Genomic DNA, 20972 nt, shown 5'->3' on the forward strand with positions numbered 1-20972 from the left:
GCGAAGGGCAGCAACCCCGGCGGTGTGCCCGAGCGGCCAAAGGGAGCAGACTGTAAATCTGCCGGCTTCGCCTTCCCAGGTTCGAATCCTGGCGCCGCCACCCGGAGGGAAACCCCCTCTGATCAGGTCCAGTACCTGATCGGAGGGGGTTTCTCGTTTTCCCACCTTGTTCGATTCGGCGTGGACGTGTCTCACCTCGTACCGCCCGTTTCCCACCGTCGATCAGTGCGTGTCCCCCAGGTGTCCCCCAGCGGTGAGCATGATCACTCGGGTTCGATCCACCGGCCAGTGGCACCAGGACGTTTCCCTCGGATCACTTCGCGGACCAGATGAAAACGGCGGCGAGGTGGAGTCCGGCGAGGTAGATGGTGGCGGTCCTGCCGTAGCGGGTGGTCGCCGTTTTGTCTTGGATCGCTGCGTGTGGACCGGGATTGGATCACCCCTGTGAGACAAACAGCAGGTCAGCGCCCGGTCGAAGGATCGGCGCTGTTGCGGACCAGGGGGTGCGGGGGCGCCGTGGCGTGGGAGTCGACGGGCCCCCGCCCTCCGGCTCGTTCCGGAGGGCGGGGGCCCGGGGTGCTCATGCGATCAGTTGCTGTTCTTCATTCTGGAGCCGGTTCCTCCCGGCTCTTTCGGCACCCAGCCGGGAGTACGGGTCGCGTCCTTGAAATCGGTCGACTTCATCAGAACCCTCCAGTTCTCGTTGCCCGCGTCGCCATCGAGCCGAACGGTGAACTCTTTGACCTGGCGGGTGTCATGGAAGTACAGGACCACGACCTGTCGCTCTGAGCCGTCGTCATAGAAATCGCCAGTCACGTTGCGACGGGCGCCGGCACCGAAGCCCTTGATCCAGTTCTCGGCGGTCTTCCGGGCGTCCGTCTCGTCACTGTCGCTGGTCGCCAGCTTGCGAAGGTCATCCGTTTTGCCGTCGGCGATGTCCCACACGAGCTTCTGCACCACCAGCAGAGAGCCGGTGGAGGGGTAGCCGACCACGTGCAACGGCTCGTGGTCGGCGTACGCCTGCTCGTAGGACGCGCCCGGCCCTCCGGCATCAGCAGCGCTGCTGTCGAGGACAGCGCATCCAGACGTCAGCAGCACTGCTGCCGCCAGGCATCCGGCCGCCGTACGGCTCTGCTTCAGCCTGGGCATCTCACATCCTTGTGACGGGGTCCCGGCCGCCTGGCCGTGGATCGGTGCGGCTTCGGGGACTCGGGACCAGGAGGATGGAGGGGCGGGCGCGTGGGTTCCCAATCGGCCTTGTTTCATGCGGTATTCGGTCCTGTTCGATGCGGCACCTGCTGAACTGGCTCCTGCATGGACGCCGTAGAAAGGGCTGACACATGACCGCGGTCCTCAGCACGGGGTGGGACAGCGTGCGGCAGCGGGCCAGGCTGAGCGCCCGAGCGCCCGGGGGCAGCGCCCCGGTGGAGCGACCGACCTCGCTGGAGCGGGCGGAACTGCTCGGGCGGCTGCGTTGGGAAGTCGTCCAGGGCGGCTCTCTTTTCCTGACCTATCCCCAACTGCTCGACGGCGCCGCCTTCGCGGCGCTCCGGCCCGCCGCACTGCTCGACGAGTTGGCCATCCGGGCGATCGGCGGTGGTGCGGTACTGCCGATCCGGGTGAACTCCCGGAACGCCGACCTGGCCGGACAACTGATCGCGATGCTCTCGACCGGTTTCCTCTTCTCCTCCCTCCCGGTCACCGACGAACAGTGCCTGCGACTCCAGCGGGAGCTCGCCGTCCGCGCGGACGGCGAGGCCGCGGTCTCGGCCCTCGCCACGGAGGGGCCTGTCGGCATGGCGGACCGGTTGCTGGCGGCGACCGGTGTCCTCGACGCTCCGCTGCGGCGGCGCACGGTCGCCCGGTGGCGTGACTGGCTGGAGGCCGCCGAGCGCGGGCTGTTGGAGGTCAGCCCCTTGACGCCGGCCGATTACGCGACCGCGTACGCGCTGCGCCCCCCGCCGCGCCCGGAGGACACGGCGAGCGACGAGGGCCGGTCGGTGCTCGCCGCCTGGACCGGCGGGGAGTTCGACGTGAACGGCCTGCCCAGCCGCAGCCGTCTGTACGAGCGCCTCGATTCCCTGCTGCGCTCCGGTGACCCCGCGGCGCAGGCGGACGCACGGACGCTGCGCGAGTCCTTCGACGAGACGTACTACCGGGCCATCGCGGCGGGCGAAGGCTGCCTGCTCGGGCTGACCTCGCCGCGACGCGGCATCCGGCGCCGGGAGGCGGCGGCGCTGGTGGAGCAGACCCCGGTCGTGGTCTATCCGACCCGGTTCGAGTTACGGCTCGGCCTGATGAGCGGCGCGCAGTGGCAGCGTTACACGGATGACGCGGCCGACGCCCTGACCGACTGGTGGCACCGGCGTGACCTCGCCGCACTGCAGGAGGTGGGCGATCTGCTCGCGGAGCGTACGAAGGAGCCACCGGCCGGCGGGCACGAGGTGCCGGTGACCCGTCTCCAGCGGTTCGTACAGTCCGCGAGGGGAGTCACCACTCAGACGGTCGCGGGCGGCGGAATGAGCCTGGCGACCAGCCTGCTCGGCCAGGGGATGCCCGAGGCGTTCGCCGCCGGCGCGGGTGGAGCGCTCGCACCGGTCGTCGTCGCGGCCGTATCGGCGGGCGTGACCCGCCTGACCGACTTCCGGGGGCGGTACGACGTGATAGAGCTCCCCGGAGCGACAGGGGGAGGGTCCGATGGAAGCTGAGGCGCCACGCACGCGTACCCACAAGGCCTACACGGATGCTGACGGCGGGCGATGGTGCGAGGTCCACCTCGACACCTACCGCCTGCCGTCCGGCGCCGAGACCGTCCGGCACCGGATCCGCCTCGGCGGAGGCCGCACCGGAGTCCTGGTACTGGCCCGACGAGGTGACGACATCCTGCTGGTTCGCCAGTGGCGACCGACGATCGGCCGGTGGGCCTGGGAACTCCCGCGCGGCTTCGGCGAGGCCGATCCGGTCCCGGACGCGCTGCGCGAACTGGCCGAGGAGACGGGACTGGTCGGCACCGCGGCGGCTGTGGTGGCGTACCTGGACGTCGACTCCGGCATGCTGGAGAGCGAGGTCGCCGTCGTCGAGGTCTCGGTCCAGGACGACGCCCCACCGCGCCCCGACCCGGCCGGCGACGGCGAGATCGCCGACGCGCGCTGGTGGGGTCCGGACGAGATCGCACAGGCGATCCGTGCGGGAGAGTTGCGGGACGCCTTCACGCTCGCCGCGCTCGGGGCGTCCAACGCGGCCAAGGGCCCGTGAATCCGCCGGCTTCGCCTTCCCCGGTTCGAATCCTGGTGCCGCCACCCGGGAACGAAGGACCCGCGACCTGCGTAACGACAGGTCACGGGCCCTTGGCCAGGCGGGCCGGGGGGTGGTGCGTGTCCGATCGGCGCGGTCGGGCGGTCCTCGGCCCGGTGTCGGTCGTCCGTTCAGCCGGACTTTCCACGCTCCTCCAGGGTTTCCTCGGGCTCCGGGCCCGCCGCCTGCTTCACGTCCGCCTCGACGTCGTGGCGCGACCTGCCCTCGTCCTTCGCGTAGTCGGTCACGGAGGCCTGTACGTCCCGTGCCAGGTCCCGCCAGGCCCGCCAGGCGGTCTCGTACGTGTCGGTCTGCTGCTGCGTCCACGACGCGGTCGTGGGGGCGCCGTAGGTGTCCCGCAGCTGCAGGACCCTCAGATGCGCCTCGTTCGCGGCGCGCTGTTTCTCCACGAGTTCCTCGAAGGTGTCTGCCACGTGCACGGAGCCTAGGTACGCGAGCGGGTTTCCGCGCGTCGGCGCCCGCGACCCGCACGAGCTCCGCCGGTACGGCCGTATCGCGGAGCGGTTGTGCCGTCAGGACCGTTGCAGGGCACACTGATTCCATGTCCTCCCGCCGCAGAAGCTGCCCCGAGTGCCGTCGCGAGATCGCCGTGGTCGCGGGCCGGTACGCCCGGCACGACCCGCCCGGGGCACGGGAGAACGGCGCGCTCACCTCATGTCCCGGCTCGCGCCGGGCCGCCTCGCTGGGCGCGGCCCAGCCCACCCTGGACGGTTACGCCGTGCCGGAGTTCCCCGGCCAGATGCCGCTGTTCTAGAACGCGGGCGCCCCGGTCCTGGAACACGTCCGTGCCGTACGGCCGTTCGGGGGACCGGAGCGGTGTCACCGGTGCGGTCAGTTCCCCGCGATCGACTTCACCGCGACCGACACCGGTGTCGACCCGCCGATCAGCTCCAGGACCAGACCCGCCGTCGCCGGGGTGTCCACCAACTCCGCCAGTACGGCGGCCACGTCGTCCCGTGTCACGGAACCGCGCCCGGTGTGCGCCTCCAGGCGGACCAGGCCGGTGCCGGCGTCGTCCGTCAGGGAACCGGGGCGCAGGATCGTCCAGTCCAGCGCCTCCAGGTTCCGCACGTGCGCGTCGGCCGCGCCCTTGGCCCGCAGATAGACGTCGAAGACGTCGTCCCCCTGGTGGGCCGGGTCCGCTCCCATCGAGGAGACGACCACGAAGCGCCGCACCTTCGCCCGGACCGCCGCGTCCGCGAACAGCACCGCCGCGGCCTTGTCCACCGTGTCCTTGCGGCCCGCTCCGCTGCCCGGACCCGCACCCGCCGCGAACACCGCGGCGTCCGCGCCCTGGAGGTGTGCCGCGACCTCCTCGACCGAGGCCGACTCCAGGTCGAGCAGGACCGGTTCGGCACCGACCTCCCGCAGATCGTCGCCCTGTTCGCCCTTACGGATGATTCCCGCGACCTCTTCCCCGCGCGCGGACAACAGCCGCTCCAGCCGCAGCGCGATCTGACCATGACCACCAGCGATGACAATGCGCATGTCTCCGACCGTACGCCCGGACAGGCGGGTCCGCCGCACGGCTTCGCCCGTGTCGCCCGCACCTGGTGGCGGCGCCGGCGACCGGCGTCCATGCCGACGGCCGCGCTCCCTCAGGACACCCCGCCGCGCCCCTGCCGCGGCAGGCCCGGCTCCACCGCCGCGGCCGGGTTGAAGTACTCCCGTACCGCGCTCGTCCGGGTCACCACCCGCCCCTGGTGCACCACGATCCGGCTGTACGCAGGCGACAGCGCCTCCGTCAGCCGGTTGCCGCGCACGGCCAGGAGATCGGCCGGGAAGCCCGCCTCCACCCGGACCTCGGGCAGACCCAGGGCGGCTCGCGCGGACGCGCTCACGGTGTCGTACGCGTCCTCGGGGTGCAGCCCGTGCCGGGAGGCCAGCAGGTAGGCCGCCTCCAGGGGGTCGCCGCGGCCCACGGGGTTCGAGACGTCCCGCAGCGCGCCGCTCCCGGCGGCGACGCGCACACCGGCCGCGCGCAGCAGCCGTACCGGAGCGGTACCCCGCCGGTCGACGCCTCCGCAGCCGCCCTGCGGCAGGCACACCACCGTCACCCCGGCCGCCGCCAGCTGGTCCGCGACGCGCGAGACCGCCTCGACGGGCAGCCGGCCGAGGCCGCCGCAGGGGCCGAGGCTCACCCCGGGCCGCAGCCCGCCCGCCATCGCCGCGAGCCGGGCGAGGCGGGCCGGGTCGGCCGCGTCGGTGTGCAGGTCGACCGGGCAGCCGTGCTCCGAGGCGACCTCCAGCACGGCTTCGACATAGCCGGTCGGATCCACGTCCAGGTCCGGGCAGCCGCCCACCACGGAGGCGCCCATCTTCATCGCGTCCCGCAGTACGGCCAGGCCGTCGGCCCCGGCCACCCCGGTCAGCAGCCGTGGCACCGCCACCGTCGTCAGGGCGGTGAGCCCGCGCAGCGAGCGCCGGGCCCGGAGGACGGCGGCCAGCGCGCTCAGCCCCTGGACGTCGCCCACGCGCACGTGCGCCCGCAGCGCGGTGGCGCCGTACCCCAGTTGCAGCAGCGCGGCCTCCGTCGCCCGGCGCTGGACGTCCCGGGGATCGTGCGAGACCGGTCCGCCCTCGTCGGCCGAGAGCGCGGTGTCGGCGTGGGCGTGCGGTTCGGCCGGGGCCGGCAGGAGCAGATAGCCGTCGAGGTCCACCCGGGCGGCGCATCCGCGGGCCGCCTCCGCCGCCAGGCTCCCGGCGGTGCCGACCGCCTCGATGCGTCCGCCGCCCAGCCGTACGTCCACGACCCGGCCGTCCGTGAGCCGCGCCCCGCACAACAGCAGGGGAGCCGGGTCGACCTGGTCCGGATGTCCCGGACAGCCCGGCTGTCCCGAGGACCCGGACGGCAAGGAGGAGGACGACGAGTGGGGCTGCGGCGGCTGGCTGTCGGGCATCGCGCTCCAAGGACTCGGGGATCGGGGCCGGCTCGGGGCCGCGCACGGACGACTGGGCGCAAGATCACGCAGAGTGAGTCGAGCCTAGGGCGGCCGTCTGCCCGCGTCGGGGAGGAGCGCAATAGTCGTACCGGTGTGGCCCTGACCCCGTCCCGCTGTGATCCTGCTTACAGAAAGCCGACGTGAGCGGGGTGGAAGCGAATCGGGAGGGGCGCATGGGACCCGTGAGCGGAATCGTCGAATCCGCCCCGAATCCCCTCCGGCCCCGTCCCGAACCCCTCCCGCACCCGCCTCGCGCCCGCCGTGCAACCGCCCTGGCGCGGGGCTCCGCCCGGGCCCCGGGGCCCGGCGCGGAACGGATTTGGGTGAACGGCGGCGGACCGTGTAATGTCTTCATCGCTCGCCCCAATAGCTCAGTCGGCAGAGCGTCTCCATGGTAAGGAGAAGGTCTACGGTTCGATTCCGTATTGGGGCTCTGGTGGGAGAGGTCCCCGTCGCAAGACGGGGTCCGATCGCATCAAAGCGGTGTAGCTCAGTCGGTAGAGCAAGCGGCTCATAATCGCTGTGTCACCGGTTCAAGTCCGGTCACCGCTACTGACAGTAGCCGATTGTGGGGTCGGTCCTTCGATCGGCTACTCTTTCTTGCGTTAAATCAGTCCTATCCGTTCGTCAAGGAGCACTCACGTGGCTGCCACCGACGTCCGCCCGAAGATCACGCTGGCCTGCGTGGAGTGCAAGGAGCGGAACTACATCACCAAGAAGAACCGGCGTAACAACCCGGACCGACTGGAGATGAAGAAGCACTGCCCGCGTTGCAACGCGCACACCGCGCACCGCGAAACGCGATAAATCAGGCTCGTACACGAGGCCGCCCCCGCAGTCAGGGGGCGGCCTCGTGTCGTTTCGGCGGACCCTCGGGCCACCGCCGATCACAGCAGTCGACAGCACAGCAGCAGGAGGTGCCGGGCCATGGCGCTCGATCAGTCCTTCGTGGGGCGGACCTATCCGCCCACCGAGCCCTACGAGGTGGGGCGGGAGAAGATCCGGGAGTTCGCGGAGGCGGTGGGTGACACCAATCCGGCGTACACGGACCCGGAGGCCGCCAAGGCGCTCGGTCATCCCGATGTGATCGCCCCGCCGACCTTCGTCTTCGCGATCAGTTTCAAGGCCGCGGGCCAGGTCGTCGAGGACCCGCAGCTCGGGCTGGACTACAGCCGGGTGGTGCACGGCGACCAGAAGTTCGCCTACACCCGCCCGGTGCGGGCCGGCGACCGGCTGAGCGTCACCTCCACCATCGAGGCGATCAAGTCCATGGCCGGCAACGACATCCTGGACATCCGTGGCGAGGTCCACGACGAGGCGGGCGAGCACGTCGTGACCGCCTGGACCAAGCTGGTGGCCCGTGCGGCCGAGGAGGCGTGAGGAACCGATGACGGCGAAGATCGCTTACGACGACGTCGAGGTCGGCACCGAGCTGCCCGCGCAGACCTTCCCGGTGACCCGCGCCGACCTGGTCCGGTACGCGGGGGCCTCCGGCGACTTCAACCCGATCCACTGGAACGAGAAGTTCGCCAAGGAGGTCGGCCTCCCGGACGTGATCGCGCACGGCATGTTCACCATGGCCGAGGCGATCCGGGTGGTCACCGACTGGACCGGCGACCCGGGCGCGGTCGTCGAGTACGGCGTCCGGTTCACCAAGCCCGTGGTCGTCCCGAACGACGACGAGGGCGCCACCGTGGAGGTCAGCGCCAAGGTCGCGGCCAAGCTCGACGACGACACCGTGCGCGTGGATCTGACGGCCATGTGCGCCGGACAGAAGGTGCTGGGCATGTCCCGGGCGGTCGTGCGGCTGGCCTGACGGCGACGGGCGTCCGGCGGACGGCAGCCGTCCGGTGGACGGTTGATGCCCGAGGGGCGCGGCAGGCGCCCGGTGGACGGCGTACATGCGGTGAGGGGCGCACTCGACGGCGAGGCGCCCCTCACGCATGGGGGCGGCGACTTGACGTACGGGTCCCGTCGACGACCCCTTGACCAAGTTAGTGATTGAGTACTAACTTCGTTTCGTGGTCAGGATGAGTGCAGAAGAGCGGCGCGAGAGCGTCATCCGCGCGGCGACGGCCGAGTTCGCGACGGGCGGCTACTACGGCACGTCGACCGAGGCGATCGCCAAGCGCGTCGGCGTCTCGCAGCCGTATCTCTTCCGGCTCTTCCCGGGCAAGAAGGCGATCTTCCTCGCCGCCGTGGAGCGCTGCACGGCGGACGTGACCCGCACCTTCGCGGAGGCGGCCGAGGGACTGGAGGGCGAGGAGGCCCTGCGGGCCATGGCGAACGCCTATACGGCGCTCATCGCCGAGCGGCCCGAGCAGCTGCAGATGCAGATGCAGATGTTCGTCACGGTGGCCGCCGCGGAACAGGCCGGCGATCACGAGTTCGGCGAGTCCGTACGGGCCGGCTGGATGCTCCTGTGGGACACGGTGCACCTGTCGCTCGGTGCGGAGGTCGGGGAGACGACCACCTTCATGGCGTACGGCATGCTCATCAACTGCCTGGTGGCCATGGGGTTTCCGCCCGAGCACCGGGTGTGGGAAGGGCTCTATCCGGAGGCCCGCCTCAAGGGCCGGCTGGAGAAGTGACGGATGGGGAAGCGCGGGTGGGAAAGCGGCGGGTGGAAGGGAAGGCCGAGCGCGGGGGCTTTCCCATGGGCAGGAAAGTTAGTCATCAATAACTAACTTCCAGCACGCCTCGACTGTCGGGAACGAAAAAGACGCTCTGGGGGAGCGATGTCACAGCAGACCGCGGAACAGCAGACGGCGCACGGCGCACGTCGTGGGGGAACCGTGTGGGCCCTCGTCATCACCAGCGTCGCCGGATTCATGGCGGCCCTCGACAACCTCGTCGTCACGACCGCCCTGCCCTCCATCCGGGAGGACCTCGGGGGCGCGCTGGGCGACCTGGAATGGACCGTGAGCGCCTACACGCTCACCTTCGCCGTCCTGCTGATGTTCGGCGCGGCGCTCGGCGACCGCTTCGGGCGGCGCCGGATGTTTCTGGCCGGGCTCGCCGTCTTCACCGCCGCGTCCGCCGCAGCGGCCATGTCGCCCGGCATCGGCTCCCTCATCGCCGCCCGCGCCGTGCAGGGCGTCGGCGCGGCGATCATGATGCCGCTGACGCTGACCCTGCTGACGGCGGCCGTGCCCGCCGCCAAGCGCGGGATGGCGTACGGCATCTGGGGTGCCGTCAACGGGCTCGCCGTCGCCTCCGGGCCGCTCATCGGCGGCAGCCTCACCGAACACATCTCCTGGCACTGGATCTTCTGGCTGAACGTCCCGCTGGGTCTGGCCCTGCTCCCGCTCGCCCGCCTGCGCCTCGCCGAGTCCTACGGCGCCGGCGCCCCGCTCGACTTCCCCGGCACCCTGCTCGCCAGCGGCGGCCTCTTCGGCATCGTCTACGGCCTGGTCCGCGGGCCCTCCGACGGCTGGACCAGCTCCCTCGTCCTGACCGGACTGTCCGCGGGCGGTGCGCTGCTGGCCGGGTTCGTGCTGCACGGCAGCCGCGCCGCGAACCCGATGCTCCCGATGCGGCTGTTCCGCTCCCGCGCCTTCGCCGGGATCAACGCCGCGAGCATGCTGATGTTCCTCGGGATGTTCGGTTCGATCTTCCTGCTCAGCCAGTACATGCAGGGCGTGCTGGGCTACTCGCCCACCGAGGCCGGCCTGAGGATGCTGCCGTGGACCGGCATGCCCATGCTCGTCGCGCCGATCGCCGGGATCCTCTCCGACCGCGTCGGCGGCCGTCCGGTCGTCGCCACCGGCCTCTTCTTCCAGGCCGCAGGCCTCGGCTACCTGGCCTCCGTGGTCACCGCCGACGCCTCCTACGCCGTCCAGCTGCCCGGCCTGATCCTGAGCGGCATCGGGATGGCCCTCTACTTCGCCCCGGCCGCCAACCTGGTGATGTCCAGCGTCCGGCCCAAGGAGCAGGGCATCGCCTCCGGCGCCAACAACGCCCTGCGCGAGGTGGGCGGTGCGCTCGGCATCGCCGTCATGGCCTCGATCTTCTCGGCCCGGGGCGGCTACGAGTCCGCCGAGGCCTTCGTCGACGGCCTGCGGCCCGCCCTGGTCACCGGCTCCGGTGCGGTGGTCCTGGCGGGCATCGCGGCGCTGCTGATCCCGGCCGGACGGCGGACCGCTCCGGCGACGGACCGGGCCGCGGCTCCGGCGGCGGGTGCGGCCGACGGCACGGCGGACGGCACGGCGGCGCGTCCCGTCGAGGCTCTGGAGCCCACCGCGCACTGAGAACAGGCACGCGCGTGTACGACGACCGCGTACGGCCCCGTCCACGGCGACGGGGCCGTACGCGTGGGTGCGGGCGCGGGGAACAGGCGGTACGCGCGCGTGCCGGGCGCGAGGGGTACGCACGCGTACGCCGTGCCACCGGCGGCAGAGGCGGCACCGGTGGCGGGTGGGCCGGGCCGTCGGTGCCGTCTCGTAGTCTTGGGCGCGTGCAGGAACTCCACGACGCCCCCCTCGCCCCGCTGACCACCTTCCGGCTGGGCGGTCCCGCGACCCGGCTGGTCACCGCGACGACCGACGCCGAGGTGATCGCGGCCGTCCGCGAGGCCGACGACGGCGGCACGCCGCTGCTGGTCATCGGCGGCGGGTCGAACCTCGTCATCGGCGACAAGGGCTTCGCCGGGACCGCGCTGCGCATCGCCACCCGTGGGTTCGAGCTGCGCGGGACGACGCTGGAGCTGGCCGCCGGCGAGATCTGGACCGACGCCGTCGCCCGCGCGGTGGAAGCCGGGCTCGCCGGTATCGAGTGCCTCGCCGGCATCCCCGGATCGGCGGGCGCGACCCCGATCCAGAACGTGGGGGCGTACGGGCAGGAGGTCTCCTCGACGATCACCGAGGTCATCGCCTACGACCGCCGGGCCGGCGAGACGGTCGCCCTCACGAACGCCGACTGCGTCTTCTCGTACCGGCACAGCCGCTTCAAGGCCGACCCGGAGCGGTATGTCGTACTGCGCGTCCGTTTCGAGCTGGAGGACGCGGACGGCCTCTCCGCGCCCCTGCGCTACGCCGAGACCGCCCGGGCGCTGGGCGTGGCGCCCGGCGACCGCGTACCGCTGGCCCGCGCCCGCGAGACCGTGCTGAAGCTGCGCGCGGGCAAGGGCATGGTCCTGGACCCCGAGGACCATGACACCTGGTCCGCCGGGTCCTTCTTCACCAACCCGATCCTCACCGACGCCGACTTCGCCGTGTTCCGGGCGCGGGTGCGCGAGCACCTGGGCGAGGACGTGGAGGCGCCCGCCTACCCGGCGGGGGAGGGGCACACCAAGACCTCCGCGGCCTGGCTGATCGACAAGGCCGGTTTCACCAAGGGCTACGGCACCGGGCCCGCCCGCATCTCCACCAAGCACACGCTCGCCCTCACCAACCGCGGCACGGCCACCGCCGAGGACCTGCTGGCGCTCGCCCGCGAGGTGATCGGGGGGGTTCGCGAGGTGTTCGGGATCACACTGGTCAACGAGCCGGTGATGGTGGGAACCGGCCTGTAGCCGACCGCCCGGGCCCCCTTCGGCCCCGACAGGGGGCCGACCCTGTCTCTAGTACGCCACGCCCACCCCTTGTCCCACCGTCGCCGGGTCCCCGGTCATCGTGAGCATCGCGTGGGCCACGTCCGCGCGGGCGATGAAGCGGCCCCCGGGTGGGAAACCGCCGATCACCGTGCGGTACGTCCCGGTGAGCGGCTTGTCCTGGAGCCGGGGCGGTCGTACGACCGTCCAGTCCGTGGCGCTGCGGGCCAGCTCGGCCTCCATGGCGCGCAGATCGGCGTAGACGTCCTTGAGGGCCGCCGAGACCAGGCCGCGCACGATCCGGTCGACGAAGCCCTCGTCCTCGGGCTCGGGCCCGACCGGCCCCGCGCTCACCACGAGCAGCCGCCGGACCGTCTCCGCCTCCATGGCCTCCAGCACGGTCCGGGTCAGCCGGGTCGCGACCCCGGCGTCCCTGCGGCTGCGGGCCCCGAGCCCGGACAGGACCGCGTCCCGGCCGGCCACCGCGGGCCGCAGCGTCTCCGGGGCGGACAGGTCCGTGCGGACCACCTCCAGGCCGGCGCCGGTGACCGTCAGCCGGGCGGGATCCCGGACCACGGCCGTGACCCGGTGCCCCGCCGCCAGCGCCTGGCGGACGATCTCCTGACCGATGCCTCCGGTGGCACCGAGAACGGTGAGGTTCATGACCTTCGGTGAGCTCCAGAAGTCTCAGGGGTCCCAGGGGTCTCGGGAGGGCCTTCGGCGGTCAGCCAGTCGTCGACCCCCGACAGCAGCCTCGCCTTCACGTCCTGCGGCGCCGCCGAACCCCGTACGGACTGCCGGGCCAGTTCCGCGAGCTCCGCGTCCGTGAAGGCGTGGTGGCGGCGGGCGATGTCGTACTGGGCGGCCAGCCGGGAGCCGAACAGCAGCGGGTCGTCGGCGCCCAGCGCCATCGGGACGCCCGCCTCGAACAGGGTGCGCAGCGGGACGTCCTCCGGCTTCTCGTAGACGCCGAGTGCCACGTTCGAGGCCGGGCACACCTCGCAGGTCACCTCGCGGTCGGCGAGCCGCTTCAGCAGCCGCGGGTCCTCCGCCGCGCGCACCCCGTGCCCGATCCGGGTGGCGTCCAGGTCGTCCAGACAGTCGCGTACCGAGGCCGGGCCGGTCAGCTCGCCGCCGTGCGGCGCCGCCAGCAGTCCGCCCTCGCGGGCGATGGCGAACGCCCGGTCGAAGTCCCGTGCCATGCCCCGGCGTTCGTCGTTCGACAGCCCGAATCCGACGATCCCCCGGTCCGCGTAGCGCACCGCCAGACGGGCCAGCGTGCGAGCGTCCAGCGGGTGCTTCATACGGTTCGCGGCCACCAGGACCCGCATACCGAGCCCGGTCTCCCGCGACGCGGTGTCCACCGCGTCCAGGATGATCTCCAGCGCCGGGATCAGCCCGCCCAGGCGCGGTGCGTACGAGGTCGGGTCGACCTGGATCTCCAGCCAGCCCGAGCCGTCCCGCACATCCTCCTCGGCCGCCTCCCGGACCAGTCGCTGGATGTCCTCCGGCTGCCGCAGGCACGAGCGGGCCGCGTCGTACAGGCGCTGGAAGCGGAACCAGCCCCGCTCGTCGGTCGCCCGCAGTCTCGGCGGCTCCCCGCTCGTCAGCGCCTCGGTCAGCGCCTCGGGCAGCCGCACCCCGTACTTGTCGGCGAGCTCCAGCACCGTGCCGGGTCGCATCGACCCGGTGAAGTGCAGATGCAGATGGGCCTTGGGCAGCTCGGAGACATCACGTACATGCGGGGGGTTCGGGGGGTGCCCCCCTGAAGAGCTCTCCATCCAAAGATCCTGCCGTACGTTCCCGCCGTCCCGGTAGCGGTTTCCCCGATCGTGGTCCTGCCCGTACAAAGGAGCACGAAGGAAAGGGCACCCGGGACCGATGTCCCGGGTGCCCCTTGCGGCCTGGGTGGGCGGGACCTCAGTCCCGCGCCTCGGCCAGCAGCTTCTGGATCCGGCTGACGCCCTCGACGAGGTCCTCGTCACCGAGCGCGTACGACAGCCGCAGGTAGCCCGGTGTGCCGAAGGCCTCGCCCGGGACGACCGCGACCTCGGCCTCCTCCAGGATCAGCGCGGCCAGTTCCACGCTGTCCTGCGGGCGCTTGCCGCGGATCTCCTTGCCCAGCAGGCCCTTCACCGACGGGTAGGCGTAGAACGCGCCCTCGGGCTCGGGGCAGAGCACGCCGTCGATCTCGTTCAGCATCCGCACGATCGTCTTGCGGCGCCGGTCGAAGGCCTCGCGCATCTCGGCGACGGCCGACAGGTCGCCGGAGACGGCGGCCAGGGCGGCCACCTGGGCCACGTTGGAGACGTTCGACGTGGCGTGCGACTGGAGGTTCGTGGCCGCCTTGACGACGTCCTTCGGGCCGATGACCCAGCCCACGCGCCAGCCGGTCATGGCGTACGTCTTGGCGACACCGTTGACCACGATGCACTTGTCGGCCAGCTCGGGCACGACCACCGGCAGGGAGTGGAACTCCGCGTCGCCGTAGACGAGGTGCTCGTAGATCTCGTCGGTCAGGACCCACAGGCCCTTCTCGGCGGCCCAGCGGCCGATCTCCTCGATCTGCTCGCGGGTGTAGACCGCGCCGGTCGGGTTGGAGGGGGAGACGAAGAGCAGCACCTTGGTGTTCTCGGTGCGGGCCGCCTCGAGCTGGTCCACCGAGACCCGGTAACCGGTCGTCTCGTCGGCGACGACCTCGACCGGGACACCGCCGGCCAGGCGGATCGACTCCGGGTAGGTGGTCCAGTACGGCGCCGGGACGATGACCTCGTCACCCGGGTCGAGGATCGCGGCGAACGCCTCGTAGATCGCCTGCTTGCCGCCGTTGGTCACCAGGATCTGGGAGGCGTCGACCTCGTAGCCGGAGTCGCGCAGCGTCTTCGCGGCGATGGCGGCCTTCAGCTCGGGCAGGCCGCCGGCGGGCGTGTAGCGGTGGAACTTCGGGTTCTTGCAGGCCTCGACGGCCGCCTCGACGATGTAGCCGGGAGTCGGGAAGTCGGGCTCGCCGGCGCCGAATCCGATCACCGGACGCCCGGCGGCCTTCAGGGCCTTGGCCTTGGCGTCCACGGCGAGGGTGGCGGACTCGGAGATCGCGCCGATGCGGGCGGAGACCCGGCGCTCGGTGGGAGGGGTTGCAGCGCTCATGGACCCCATCGTTTCAGACCGGAAACGCCCCCGGCACGCTGGTTTCACAGACTGAACAGGACCGGGCGCACTCTTGAACACCAGTCCGGAATCCCGCGGTGGCCTGGGTGATCTTCCGTCACCCGTCCGGTGATCTTCCGTTCTTGGCGCTCCCACGGGCACTTTCTGTTCGACGCCCGGCCCCGGACCACGTACACTCTCACCTCGTTGGCCTTCAGCGGCCCGCGCTCATCGGGTGCACACCGAGCACCCGTCCGGATGCGGTACGTTGGGGACACACAAAGGGTCGTAGCTCAATTGGTAGAGCACCGGTCTCCAAAACCGGCGGTTGGGGGTTCAAGTCCCTCCGGCCCTGCTACACACACCATTCGCCAGTGATGTGTGCGCATGTACGTACAGTAATGCACCGCCGTGCGGCTCAGACCGGGCGCGGCACGGCCACGACCCGGAATCAGGTGAGGACGAATGGCGGACGCCGTGGGCTCCATCGACATGCCTGATGCCCAGGACGAGGCGCTCGAGTCCAAGAAGAAGCCCCGCAAGGGTGGTAAGCGCGCCAAGAAGGGCCCGCTGAAGCGACTCGCCCTCTTCTACCGGCAGATCGTCGCGGAGCTGCGCAAGGTCGTCTGGCCGACGCGCAACCAGCTGACGTCGTACACCACCGTGGTGATCTTCTTCGTTGCGATCATGATCGCTCTGGTCACCGTGATTGACTATGGGCTCAGCCATGGAGCCAAGTACGTCTTCGGCTGAGCCGACCAGCGAAGGGCGCCGCGGTTACCGGCGTCCCTTTCGCGTGTTCCACCCCTATGTATCCAGGAAGAAGCAGCCACAGTGCCTGACGCCAACCTGAACGACGACGCCATCGAGCCGGACGAGTCCGTGGACGACGAGCTCGACATCGTCGAGGGCGCGGACGAGCAGGACGAGTTCGAGGCTGCGGAAGCCGAGACGGACGAGCCGGCCGAGGAGGCCGCGCTGCCCGCCCTGGACGAGGACGAGTCCGAGGAAGACGAGTCCGACGAGGACGACTCCGAGGAGGCCGCGCAGGACGAGGCCGCCGAGGAGGAGGCCGAGCCCGTCGACCCCGTCGAGGCCCTCCGCCAGGAGCTGCGCTCCCTGCCCGGCGAGTGGTACGTGATCCACACCTACGCCGGCTACGAGAACCGCGTGAAGACCAACCTGGAGCAGCGCGCCGTCTCGCTGAACGTCGAGGACTACATCTTCCAGGCCGAGGTGCCGCAGGAAGAGGTCGTCCAGATCAAGAACGGCGACCGCAAGACCATCCGCCAGAACAAGCTCCCCGGCTATGTGCTGGTGCGCATGGACCTGACGAACGAGTCCTGGGGCGTCGTCCGCAACACCCCCGGCGTCACCGGCTTCGTGGGCAACGCCTACGACCCGTACCCGCTGACCCTGGACGAGATCGTCAAGATGCTCGCCCCGGAGGCCGAGGAGAAGGCCGCCCGCGAGGCCGCCGAGGCCGAGGGCAAGCCGGCGCCGCAGCGCAAGGTCGAGGTCCAGGTGCTGGACTTCGAGGTCGGCGACTCGGTCACCGTCACCGACGGTCCGTTCGCCACGCTCCAGGCGACCATCAACGAGATCAACCCCGACTCCAAGAAGGTCAAGGGCCTGGTGGAGATCTTCGGCCGCGAGACGCCGGTCGAGCTCTCCTTCGACCAGATCCAGAAGAACTGAACCGTCCTCGAAGAACACCGGCCGGGATCGGGGGGATCCGGGTAGTGACGAGTGACATAGCGGCCGAGGGCGCCTCGGACAGTGCGGCACAGCCCGCGCGGTCCGGGCGCCCTCGGCCCTTTCTCGTGGCCGGCGTGTTCCTGCTGCTGGGCGCCGCGCTGCTCGCCTGCGCGGGCTGGGTGGGAGTCACCCAGTGGGCGCGGATCACGTCCGTCCAGAAGGACGGTGTGCGCGCGGTCGGCGTCTTCCACCACGGTGGTGCGGAGAACTGCTGGCGGCACCGCTGCTGGGCCGGGATCGAGGTCGACGGGCGGAAGGTGGAGGCGGAGCTGCCCCCCTTCACCGCCGTCAGGGACTACCACACGGACCGGGAGGGGCGGTCGGTCGTCGTCCGCTATCTGCCCTCGGACCCGACGGCGGCCGTGGAGGACCAGGGGCTGGGCAGGGCCGACGAAGTGACCGGGGTCATCGGACTGTTCGGTGCGATATTCCTGGTCGTGGGGCTGTCGTGGACGGTGCTCGAGGTGCGGCGCCGTACCCCCGTGGAACCCGCCTGACCAGCTCGATTTCTTGTGCCGGGTGGCCATCGGCTACCGTAGTGCGGTATGCCTCCATCCGGATTAAGCGGACGGAGGCTGAAAACTCTCACTAGGACCCGGAGAGAGCACATGCCTCCCAAGAAGAAGAAGGTCACGGGGCTTATCAAGCTCCAGATCAACGCCGGTGCGGCGAACCCGGCTCCGCCGGTCGGCCCCGCGCTCGGTCAGCACGGCGTCAACATCATGGAGTTCTGCAAGGCCTACAACGCCGCGACCGAGTCGCAGCGTGGCTGGGTCATCCCGGTGGAGATCACGGTCTACGAGGACCGTTCCTTCACCTTCGTGACCAAGACTCCGCCGGCCGCGAAGATGATCCTCAAGGCCGCGGGTGTCGAGAAGGGCTCCGGCGAGCCGCACAAGACCAAGGTCGCCAAGATCACCGAGGCGCAGGTCCGCGAGATCGCCACGACCAAGATGCCCGACCTCAACGCCAACGACCTGGACGCCGCCGCGAAGATCATCGCCGGCACCGCCCGTTCCATGGGCATCACGGTCGAAGGCTGAACCTCAGCCCCGTAGCACCTTCGTAGAACCGTGGCGGGGCCTGCTCGGCCCGTACCACGACTCCTCAAGAACACACAGGAGCAGTAGTGAGCAAGCGCAGCAAGTCTCTCCGCGCTGCGGACGCCAAGATCGACCGGGACAAGCTCTACGCCCCGCTCGAGGCCGTCCGTCTCGCCAAGGAGACCTCCACGAGCAAGTTCGACGGCACCGTCGAGGTCGCCTTCCGCCTGGGTGTCGACCCGCGCAAGGCCGACCAGATGGTCCGTGGCACCGTGAACCTGCCGCACGGCACCGGCAAGACCGCCCGGGTCCTGGTCTTCGCGACCGGTGACCGTGCTGCGGCCGCAGAGGCTGCGGGCGCCGACATCGTCGGCTCCGACGAACTGATCGACGAGGTTGCGAAGGGCCGTCTGGACTTCGACGCCGTCGTCGCCACCCCTGACCTCATGGGCAAGGTCGGCCGCCTCGGCCGCGTCCTCGGCCCCCGTGGTCTCATGCCGAACCCCAAGACCGGCACCGTCACCCCGGACGTCGTCAAGGCTGTCAACGACATCAAGGGCGGCAAGATCGAGTTCCGCGTCGACAAGCACTCGAACCTGCACTTCATCATCGGCAAGGTGTCCTTCGACGACGCCAAGCTGGTGGAGAACTACGGCGCCGCGCTCGACGAGATCCTTCGTCTGAAGCCGTCGGCCGCCAAGGGTCGTTACGTCAAGAAGGCCGCGATCAGCACCACGATCGGCCCCGGCATCCCGGTCGACCCGAACCGCACCCGCAACCTCCTCGTCGAGGAGGACCCGGCGGCGGTCTGAGCCTGACGCTCACCCCGGTCGGTCACGGGCCCCGCACCTCTTCCAGGTGCGGGGCCCGTCCCTGTTTCCGCGCACACCCGTGCCCTTTCCGCGGCGCCGGGTTAGCGTGAAGATCACGGGGGAGACGAGGGGGGTACGGATGAGGGACAGACTCGTCGGGCGCGGTGTCCTCCCGTTGCTCCTCGCGGCCGTCCTGACCGCCCTCACGGGCTGCACCGCCGGCCGGGACGGCGACTCGGGGCCCGCGGAGTCCGACAGCGCCCCGCACCACCCCGACGCCCGTACGGCGGCCGCGCTGCGCGCCGTGGAGACGGCCACCGTCCGGGCCGGCTCCGCGCGGATCACCTCGGCCACGGTGATGGGCGCCATGCTCTCCACCCGCACCGAGGGCGCCCTGGACTGGGCCGGCGACTCCACCGGCACCCTGCGCATCACGTACACCGGCGGCGAACTGGCCGCGACCATGCGCAGGCTGGGCACCACCACGATGGAGGCCCGGCTGCTGCCCGACGCGTACTACGCGCAGGTCGGCACCCGGTTCGCTCGGCAGATGGGCGGCCGGCACTGGATCAGGTACGACTACGCGGACCTGGACGCCCTGCCCGGCGACTCGGGCAGGTATCTGAAGGACCAGCTCCGCAACACCGCCCCCGTCCCCCCGGTCAGGCTCCTGCTGGCCTCCGGGGACGTCCGCGCGGCCGGGGAGGAGACGGTGGACGGCGTGCGCACCCGGCACTACACGGGGACGGTGGAGGTGGCCGCTCTCGCCGACGGCGCGCTGCGCGAGCAGCTCACCGCGGCCGGGGTCACCGGCGAGACCCTGGACATCTGGGTCGACGACCGCGACCTGCTGGTGAAGAAGGTGGAGGAGGCGCGGATGTCGACGGGCCTGATGACCCAGACCGCCCACTACCGCGACTACGGCGTACGGCTCTCGGTACGACGGCCGCCGGCCGCGGACACCCAGGACTTCGAGGACCTGGTGAAGCAGCAGAAGACCACCCCGTGAGCGCGCGGTTCCAGGGCGGCTCCCGGCCGGGCGTGAGCCCCGTACGGGCGGATTTGCCTGACGGTGGCCCGCTCACGTACTCTCTTGCCGAAGCCAAAGACCGCTGGTCGTTGCCGTGTGCTCGCGAGAGGGCGCGGTGGCCGAAGGATCCGCTGACAGTGGACGACCCGCGCAGGTGACCGTGGAAATGCTCCCGGAGTTCATGGTTCGCGCCATGTACGCCCGGTCGAGCTACGCCCCGTGCGCCTGCGCCGGGGCGTTTCGTTTGTTCAGCCCCTTCTGAGCGGTCCTCATCACCCGGAAGGAGGCCACGCTCATGGCAAGGCCCGACAAGGCTGCCGCGGTAGCCGAGCTCGCGGACCAGTTCCGTAGCTCGAACGCCGCTGTGCTGACCGAGTACCGGGGTCTCACCGTGGCGCAGCTCAAGACGCTGCGCCGTTCGCTCGGTGAAGACGCCCAGTACGCCGTGGTGAAGAACACGCTGACCAAGATTGCGGCCAACGAGGCCGGGATCGACACGCTCGACGACCTGTTCAACGGTCCGACGGCGGTCGCCTTCATCACCGGTGACCCGGTGACGTCGGCGAAGGGTCTTCGTGACTTCGCCAAGGACAACCCGAACCTCGTCATCAAGGGCGGTGTCCTTGACGGCAAGGCGCTGTCCGCCGACGAGATCAAGAAGCTTGCGGACCTCGAGTCCCGCGAGGTTCTGCTCGCCAAGCTGGCGGGCGCCATGAAGGGCAAGCAGACGCAGGCTGCACAGCTCTTCCAGGCGCTTCCCTCGAAGCTCGTCCGCACCGTGGACGCGCTCCGTGCCAAGGTCGACGAGCAGGGCGGTGCCGAGTAACTCGGCTCGCGAAATGACCGCCGCCTTAAGGCTCCCCGCCGGGGGCGGAGGTCGTAGCGGGCCGAACGTACGCCCGCCATACATGTACATCCGGCACCAGCCGATTTAGTGGAAGGAAAGCCATCATGGCTCTCACCCAGGACGAACTGCTCGCCGAGTTCGAGGGCATGACCCTCATCCAGCTCTCCGAGTTCGTGAAGGCGTTCGAGGAGAAGTTCGACGTCACCGCCGCCGCCGCGGTCGCCGTGGCCGCCCCGGGCGCCCCGGGTGCCCCGGTCGAGGCCGAGGAGGAGAAGGACGAGTTCGACGTCATCCTCACCGGTGCGGGCGACAAGAAGATCCAGGTCATCAAGGTCGTGCGTGAGCTGACCTCCCTGGGTCTGAAGGAGGCCAAGGACCTCGTGGACGGCGCCCCGAAGCCCGTCCTCGAGAAGGTCGCCAAGGACGCCGCCGAGAAGGCCGCCGAGTCCCTCAAGGGCGCCGGCGCCTCCGTCGAGGTCAAGTAACACCTCGAGGTCCCCTGGACCTCGTCTGCACGCTGATTACGGCCTTCTGGGGCTGTAACGCGA

The 20972-nt window shown here is 70.8% G+C and carries 24 protein-coding genes and 4 tRNA genes; 21 read left to right on the forward strand and 7 right to left on the reverse strand.

The genetic code is table 11. The annotated features are described in order from the left end of the window. The first annotated feature begins 18 nt into the window (after positions 1–18). A tRNA-Tyr gene (locus ACZ60B_RS00810) sits at positions 19–100 on the forward strand. Positions 101–588: 488 nt separating this feature from the next. Here the strand turns inward: ACZ60B_RS00810 and ACZ60B_RS00815 are convergent. Beyond that, on the reverse strand, positions 589–1149 hold the full coding sequence (locus tag ACZ60B_RS00815) for a hypothetical protein (protein WP_469383092.1): 561 nt from the start codon (positions 1147–1149) through the stop codon (positions 589–591). A 191-nt stretch (positions 1150–1340) separates the two neighbouring features. Between ACZ60B_RS00815 and ACZ60B_RS00820 the strand changes: the two genes are divergently transcribed. Further along, positions 1341–2708: a hypothetical protein gene (locus ACZ60B_RS00820; RefSeq protein WP_469383093.1), complete on the forward strand. Its 1368-nt coding sequence runs from the start codon at positions 1341–1343 to the stop codon at positions 2706–2708. Continuing rightward, positions 2698–3255, forward strand: coding sequence for an NUDIX hydrolase (locus ACZ60B_RS00825; protein WP_469383095.1), 558 nt, complete (start codon positions 2698–2700; stop codon positions 3253–3255). The genes ACZ60B_RS00820 and ACZ60B_RS00825 overlap by 11 nt, the downstream gene beginning before the upstream one ends. Positions 3256–3425: 170 nt before the next feature. Here ACZ60B_RS00825 and ACZ60B_RS00830 read toward each other — a convergent pair whose 3' ends face one another. After that, positions 3426–3728: a hypothetical protein gene (locus ACZ60B_RS00830; RefSeq protein ID WP_469383096.1), complete on the reverse strand. Its 303-nt coding sequence runs from the start codon at positions 3726–3728 to the stop codon at positions 3426–3428. A 128-nt stretch (positions 3729–3856) separates the two neighbouring features. Between ACZ60B_RS00830 and ACZ60B_RS00835 the strand changes: the two genes are divergently transcribed. After that, a complete protein-coding gene (locus ACZ60B_RS00835; protein WP_152888533.1) occupies positions 3857–4069 on the forward strand; it encodes a hypothetical protein in 213 nt (70 codons plus the stop codon). A gap of 77 nt (positions 4070–4146) precedes the next feature. On the opposite strand, the gene ACZ60B_RS00840 is transcribed toward ACZ60B_RS00835, so the two are convergent. Continuing rightward, the gene (locus tag ACZ60B_RS00840; RefSeq protein WP_469383099.1) at positions 4147–4803 is read right to left on the reverse strand and encodes an NAD(P)H-binding protein; all 657 of its coding nucleotides are present in this window, start codon (positions 4801–4803) and stop codon (positions 4147–4149) included. Between the two features lie 110 nt (positions 4804–4913). Beyond that, positions 4914–6215, reverse strand: coding sequence for an amidohydrolase family protein (locus tag ACZ60B_RS00845; protein WP_469383100.1), 1302 nt, complete (start codon positions 6213–6215; stop codon positions 4914–4916). Between the two features lie 402 nt (positions 6216–6617). Between ACZ60B_RS00845 and ACZ60B_RS00850 the strand changes: the two genes are divergently transcribed. The 8 genes from ACZ60B_RS00850 (at position 6618) to ACZ60B_RS00885 (ending at position 11769) form a co-directional block, all read left to right on the forward strand. Beyond that, positions 6618–6690 (forward strand) — tRNA-Thr (locus ACZ60B_RS00850). Positions 6691–6736: 46 nt separating this feature from the next. After that, positions 6737–6809: transfer RNA gene (locus tag ACZ60B_RS00855), tRNA-Met, on the forward strand. A 90-nt stretch (positions 6810–6899) separates the two neighbouring features. After that, complete coding sequence (gene rpmG / locus ACZ60B_RS00860; protein ID WP_003948671.1) at positions 6900–7064, forward strand: 50S ribosomal protein L33; 165 nt, start codon at positions 6900–6902, stop codon at positions 7062–7064. Positions 7065–7184: 120 nt separating this feature from the next. After that, positions 7185–7637 carry an FAS1-like dehydratase domain-containing protein gene (locus ACZ60B_RS00865; protein ID WP_469383102.1) on the forward strand — a complete coding sequence of 151 codons (453 nt, stop codon included), beginning with the start codon at positions 7185–7187 and terminating at the stop codon, positions 7635–7637. A 7-nt stretch (positions 7638–7644) separates the two neighbouring features. Then, the gene (locus ACZ60B_RS00870) at positions 7645–8073 is read left to right on the forward strand and encodes a MaoC family dehydratase (protein WP_450662738.1); all 429 of its coding nucleotides are present in this window, start codon (positions 7645–7647) and stop codon (positions 8071–8073) included. Between the two features lie 205 nt (positions 8074–8278). Next, positions 8279–8848, forward strand: a complete 570-nt coding sequence (locus ACZ60B_RS00875) for a TetR/AcrR family transcriptional regulator (protein ID WP_469383103.1) — start codon at positions 8279–8281, stop codon at positions 8846–8848. Between the two features lie 147 nt (positions 8849–8995). After that, a complete protein-coding gene (locus ACZ60B_RS00880; RefSeq protein WP_469383105.1) occupies positions 8996–10507 on the forward strand; it encodes an MFS transporter in 1512 nt (503 codons plus the stop codon). Positions 10508–10713: 206 nt separating this feature from the next. Continuing rightward, positions 10714–11769 (forward strand): UDP-N-acetylmuramate dehydrogenase, encoded by a 1056-nt coding sequence (locus ACZ60B_RS00885; RefSeq protein ID WP_469383106.1) that lies wholly within the window; start codon positions 10714–10716, stop codon positions 11767–11769. 48 nt (positions 11770–11817) lie between these two features. Here ACZ60B_RS00885 and ACZ60B_RS00890 read toward each other — a convergent pair whose 3' ends face one another. The 3 genes from ACZ60B_RS00890 to ACZ60B_RS00900 form a co-directional block, all read right to left on the reverse strand. Further along, positions 11818–12450: an NAD(P)-dependent oxidoreductase gene (locus tag ACZ60B_RS00890; RefSeq protein ID WP_469383107.1), complete on the reverse strand. Its 633-nt coding sequence runs from the start codon at positions 12448–12450 to the stop codon at positions 11818–11820. Beyond that, a complete protein-coding gene (locus tag ACZ60B_RS00895) occupies positions 12447–13568 on the reverse strand; it encodes an adenosine deaminase (protein ID WP_469383109.1) in 1122 nt (373 codons plus the stop codon). The genes ACZ60B_RS00890 and ACZ60B_RS00895 overlap by 4 nt, the downstream gene beginning before the upstream one ends. Before the next feature lie 139 nt (positions 13569–13707). After that, positions 13708–14934 carry a pyridoxal phosphate-dependent aminotransferase gene (locus ACZ60B_RS00900; RefSeq protein WP_469383111.1) on the reverse strand — a complete coding sequence of 409 codons (1227 nt, stop codon included), beginning with the start codon at positions 14932–14934 and terminating at the stop codon, positions 13708–13710. 282 nt (positions 14935–15216) lie between these two features. Here ACZ60B_RS00900 and ACZ60B_RS00905 point away from each other — a divergent pair. The 9 genes from ACZ60B_RS00905 to rplL all read left to right on the forward strand — a co-directional run bounded on the left by ACZ60B_RS00905 (position 15217) and on the right by rplL (position 20909). Further along, positions 15217–15289: transfer RNA gene (locus ACZ60B_RS00905), tRNA-Trp, on the forward strand. Between the two features lie 110 nt (positions 15290–15399). Beyond that, the gene (secE, locus tag ACZ60B_RS00910; RefSeq protein WP_152888556.1) at positions 15400–15687 is read left to right on the forward strand and encodes a preprotein translocase subunit SecE; all 288 of its coding nucleotides are present in this window, start codon (positions 15400–15402) and stop codon (positions 15685–15687) included. An 81-nt stretch (positions 15688–15768) separates the two neighbouring features. After that, complete coding sequence (gene nusG, locus ACZ60B_RS00915) at positions 15769–16632, forward strand: transcription termination/antitermination protein NusG (protein ID WP_469383115.1); 864 nt, start codon at positions 15769–15771, stop codon at positions 16630–16632. 44 nt (positions 16633–16676) lie between these two features. Beyond that, positions 16677–17189: a hypothetical protein gene (locus tag ACZ60B_RS00920; protein ID WP_469383116.1), complete on the forward strand. Its 513-nt coding sequence runs from the start codon at positions 16677–16679 to the stop codon at positions 17187–17189. A gap of 111 nt (positions 17190–17300) precedes the next feature. Next, positions 17301–17735, forward strand: a complete 435-nt coding sequence (rplK, locus tag ACZ60B_RS00925) for a 50S ribosomal protein L11 (protein ID WP_037627044.1) — start codon at positions 17301–17303, stop codon at positions 17733–17735. An 86-nt stretch (positions 17736–17821) separates the two neighbouring features. Beyond that, entirely contained in the window at positions 17822–18547 is a 726-nt protein-coding gene (gene rplA, locus ACZ60B_RS00930; protein WP_351602437.1) for a 50S ribosomal protein L1, read from the forward strand. 139 nt (positions 18548–18686) lie between these two features. Further along, positions 18687–19556, forward strand: a complete 870-nt coding sequence (locus ACZ60B_RS00935; RefSeq protein ID WP_469383118.1) for an SCO4651 family lipoprotein — start codon at positions 18687–18689, stop codon at positions 19554–19556. A 316-nt stretch (positions 19557–19872) separates the two neighbouring features. Continuing rightward, a complete protein-coding gene (rplJ, locus tag ACZ60B_RS00940; protein WP_351602441.1) occupies positions 19873–20403 on the forward strand; it encodes a 50S ribosomal protein L10 in 531 nt (176 codons plus the stop codon). A gap of 122 nt (positions 20404–20525) precedes the next feature. Beyond that, a complete protein-coding gene (gene rplL / locus ACZ60B_RS00945; protein ID WP_469383538.1) occupies positions 20526–20909 on the forward strand; it encodes a 50S ribosomal protein L7/L12 in 384 nt (127 codons plus the stop codon). Positions 20910–20972 lie beyond the last annotated feature (63 nt).

The sequence above is a fragment of the Streptomyces sp. NPDC104096 genome (assembly GCF_055584385.1).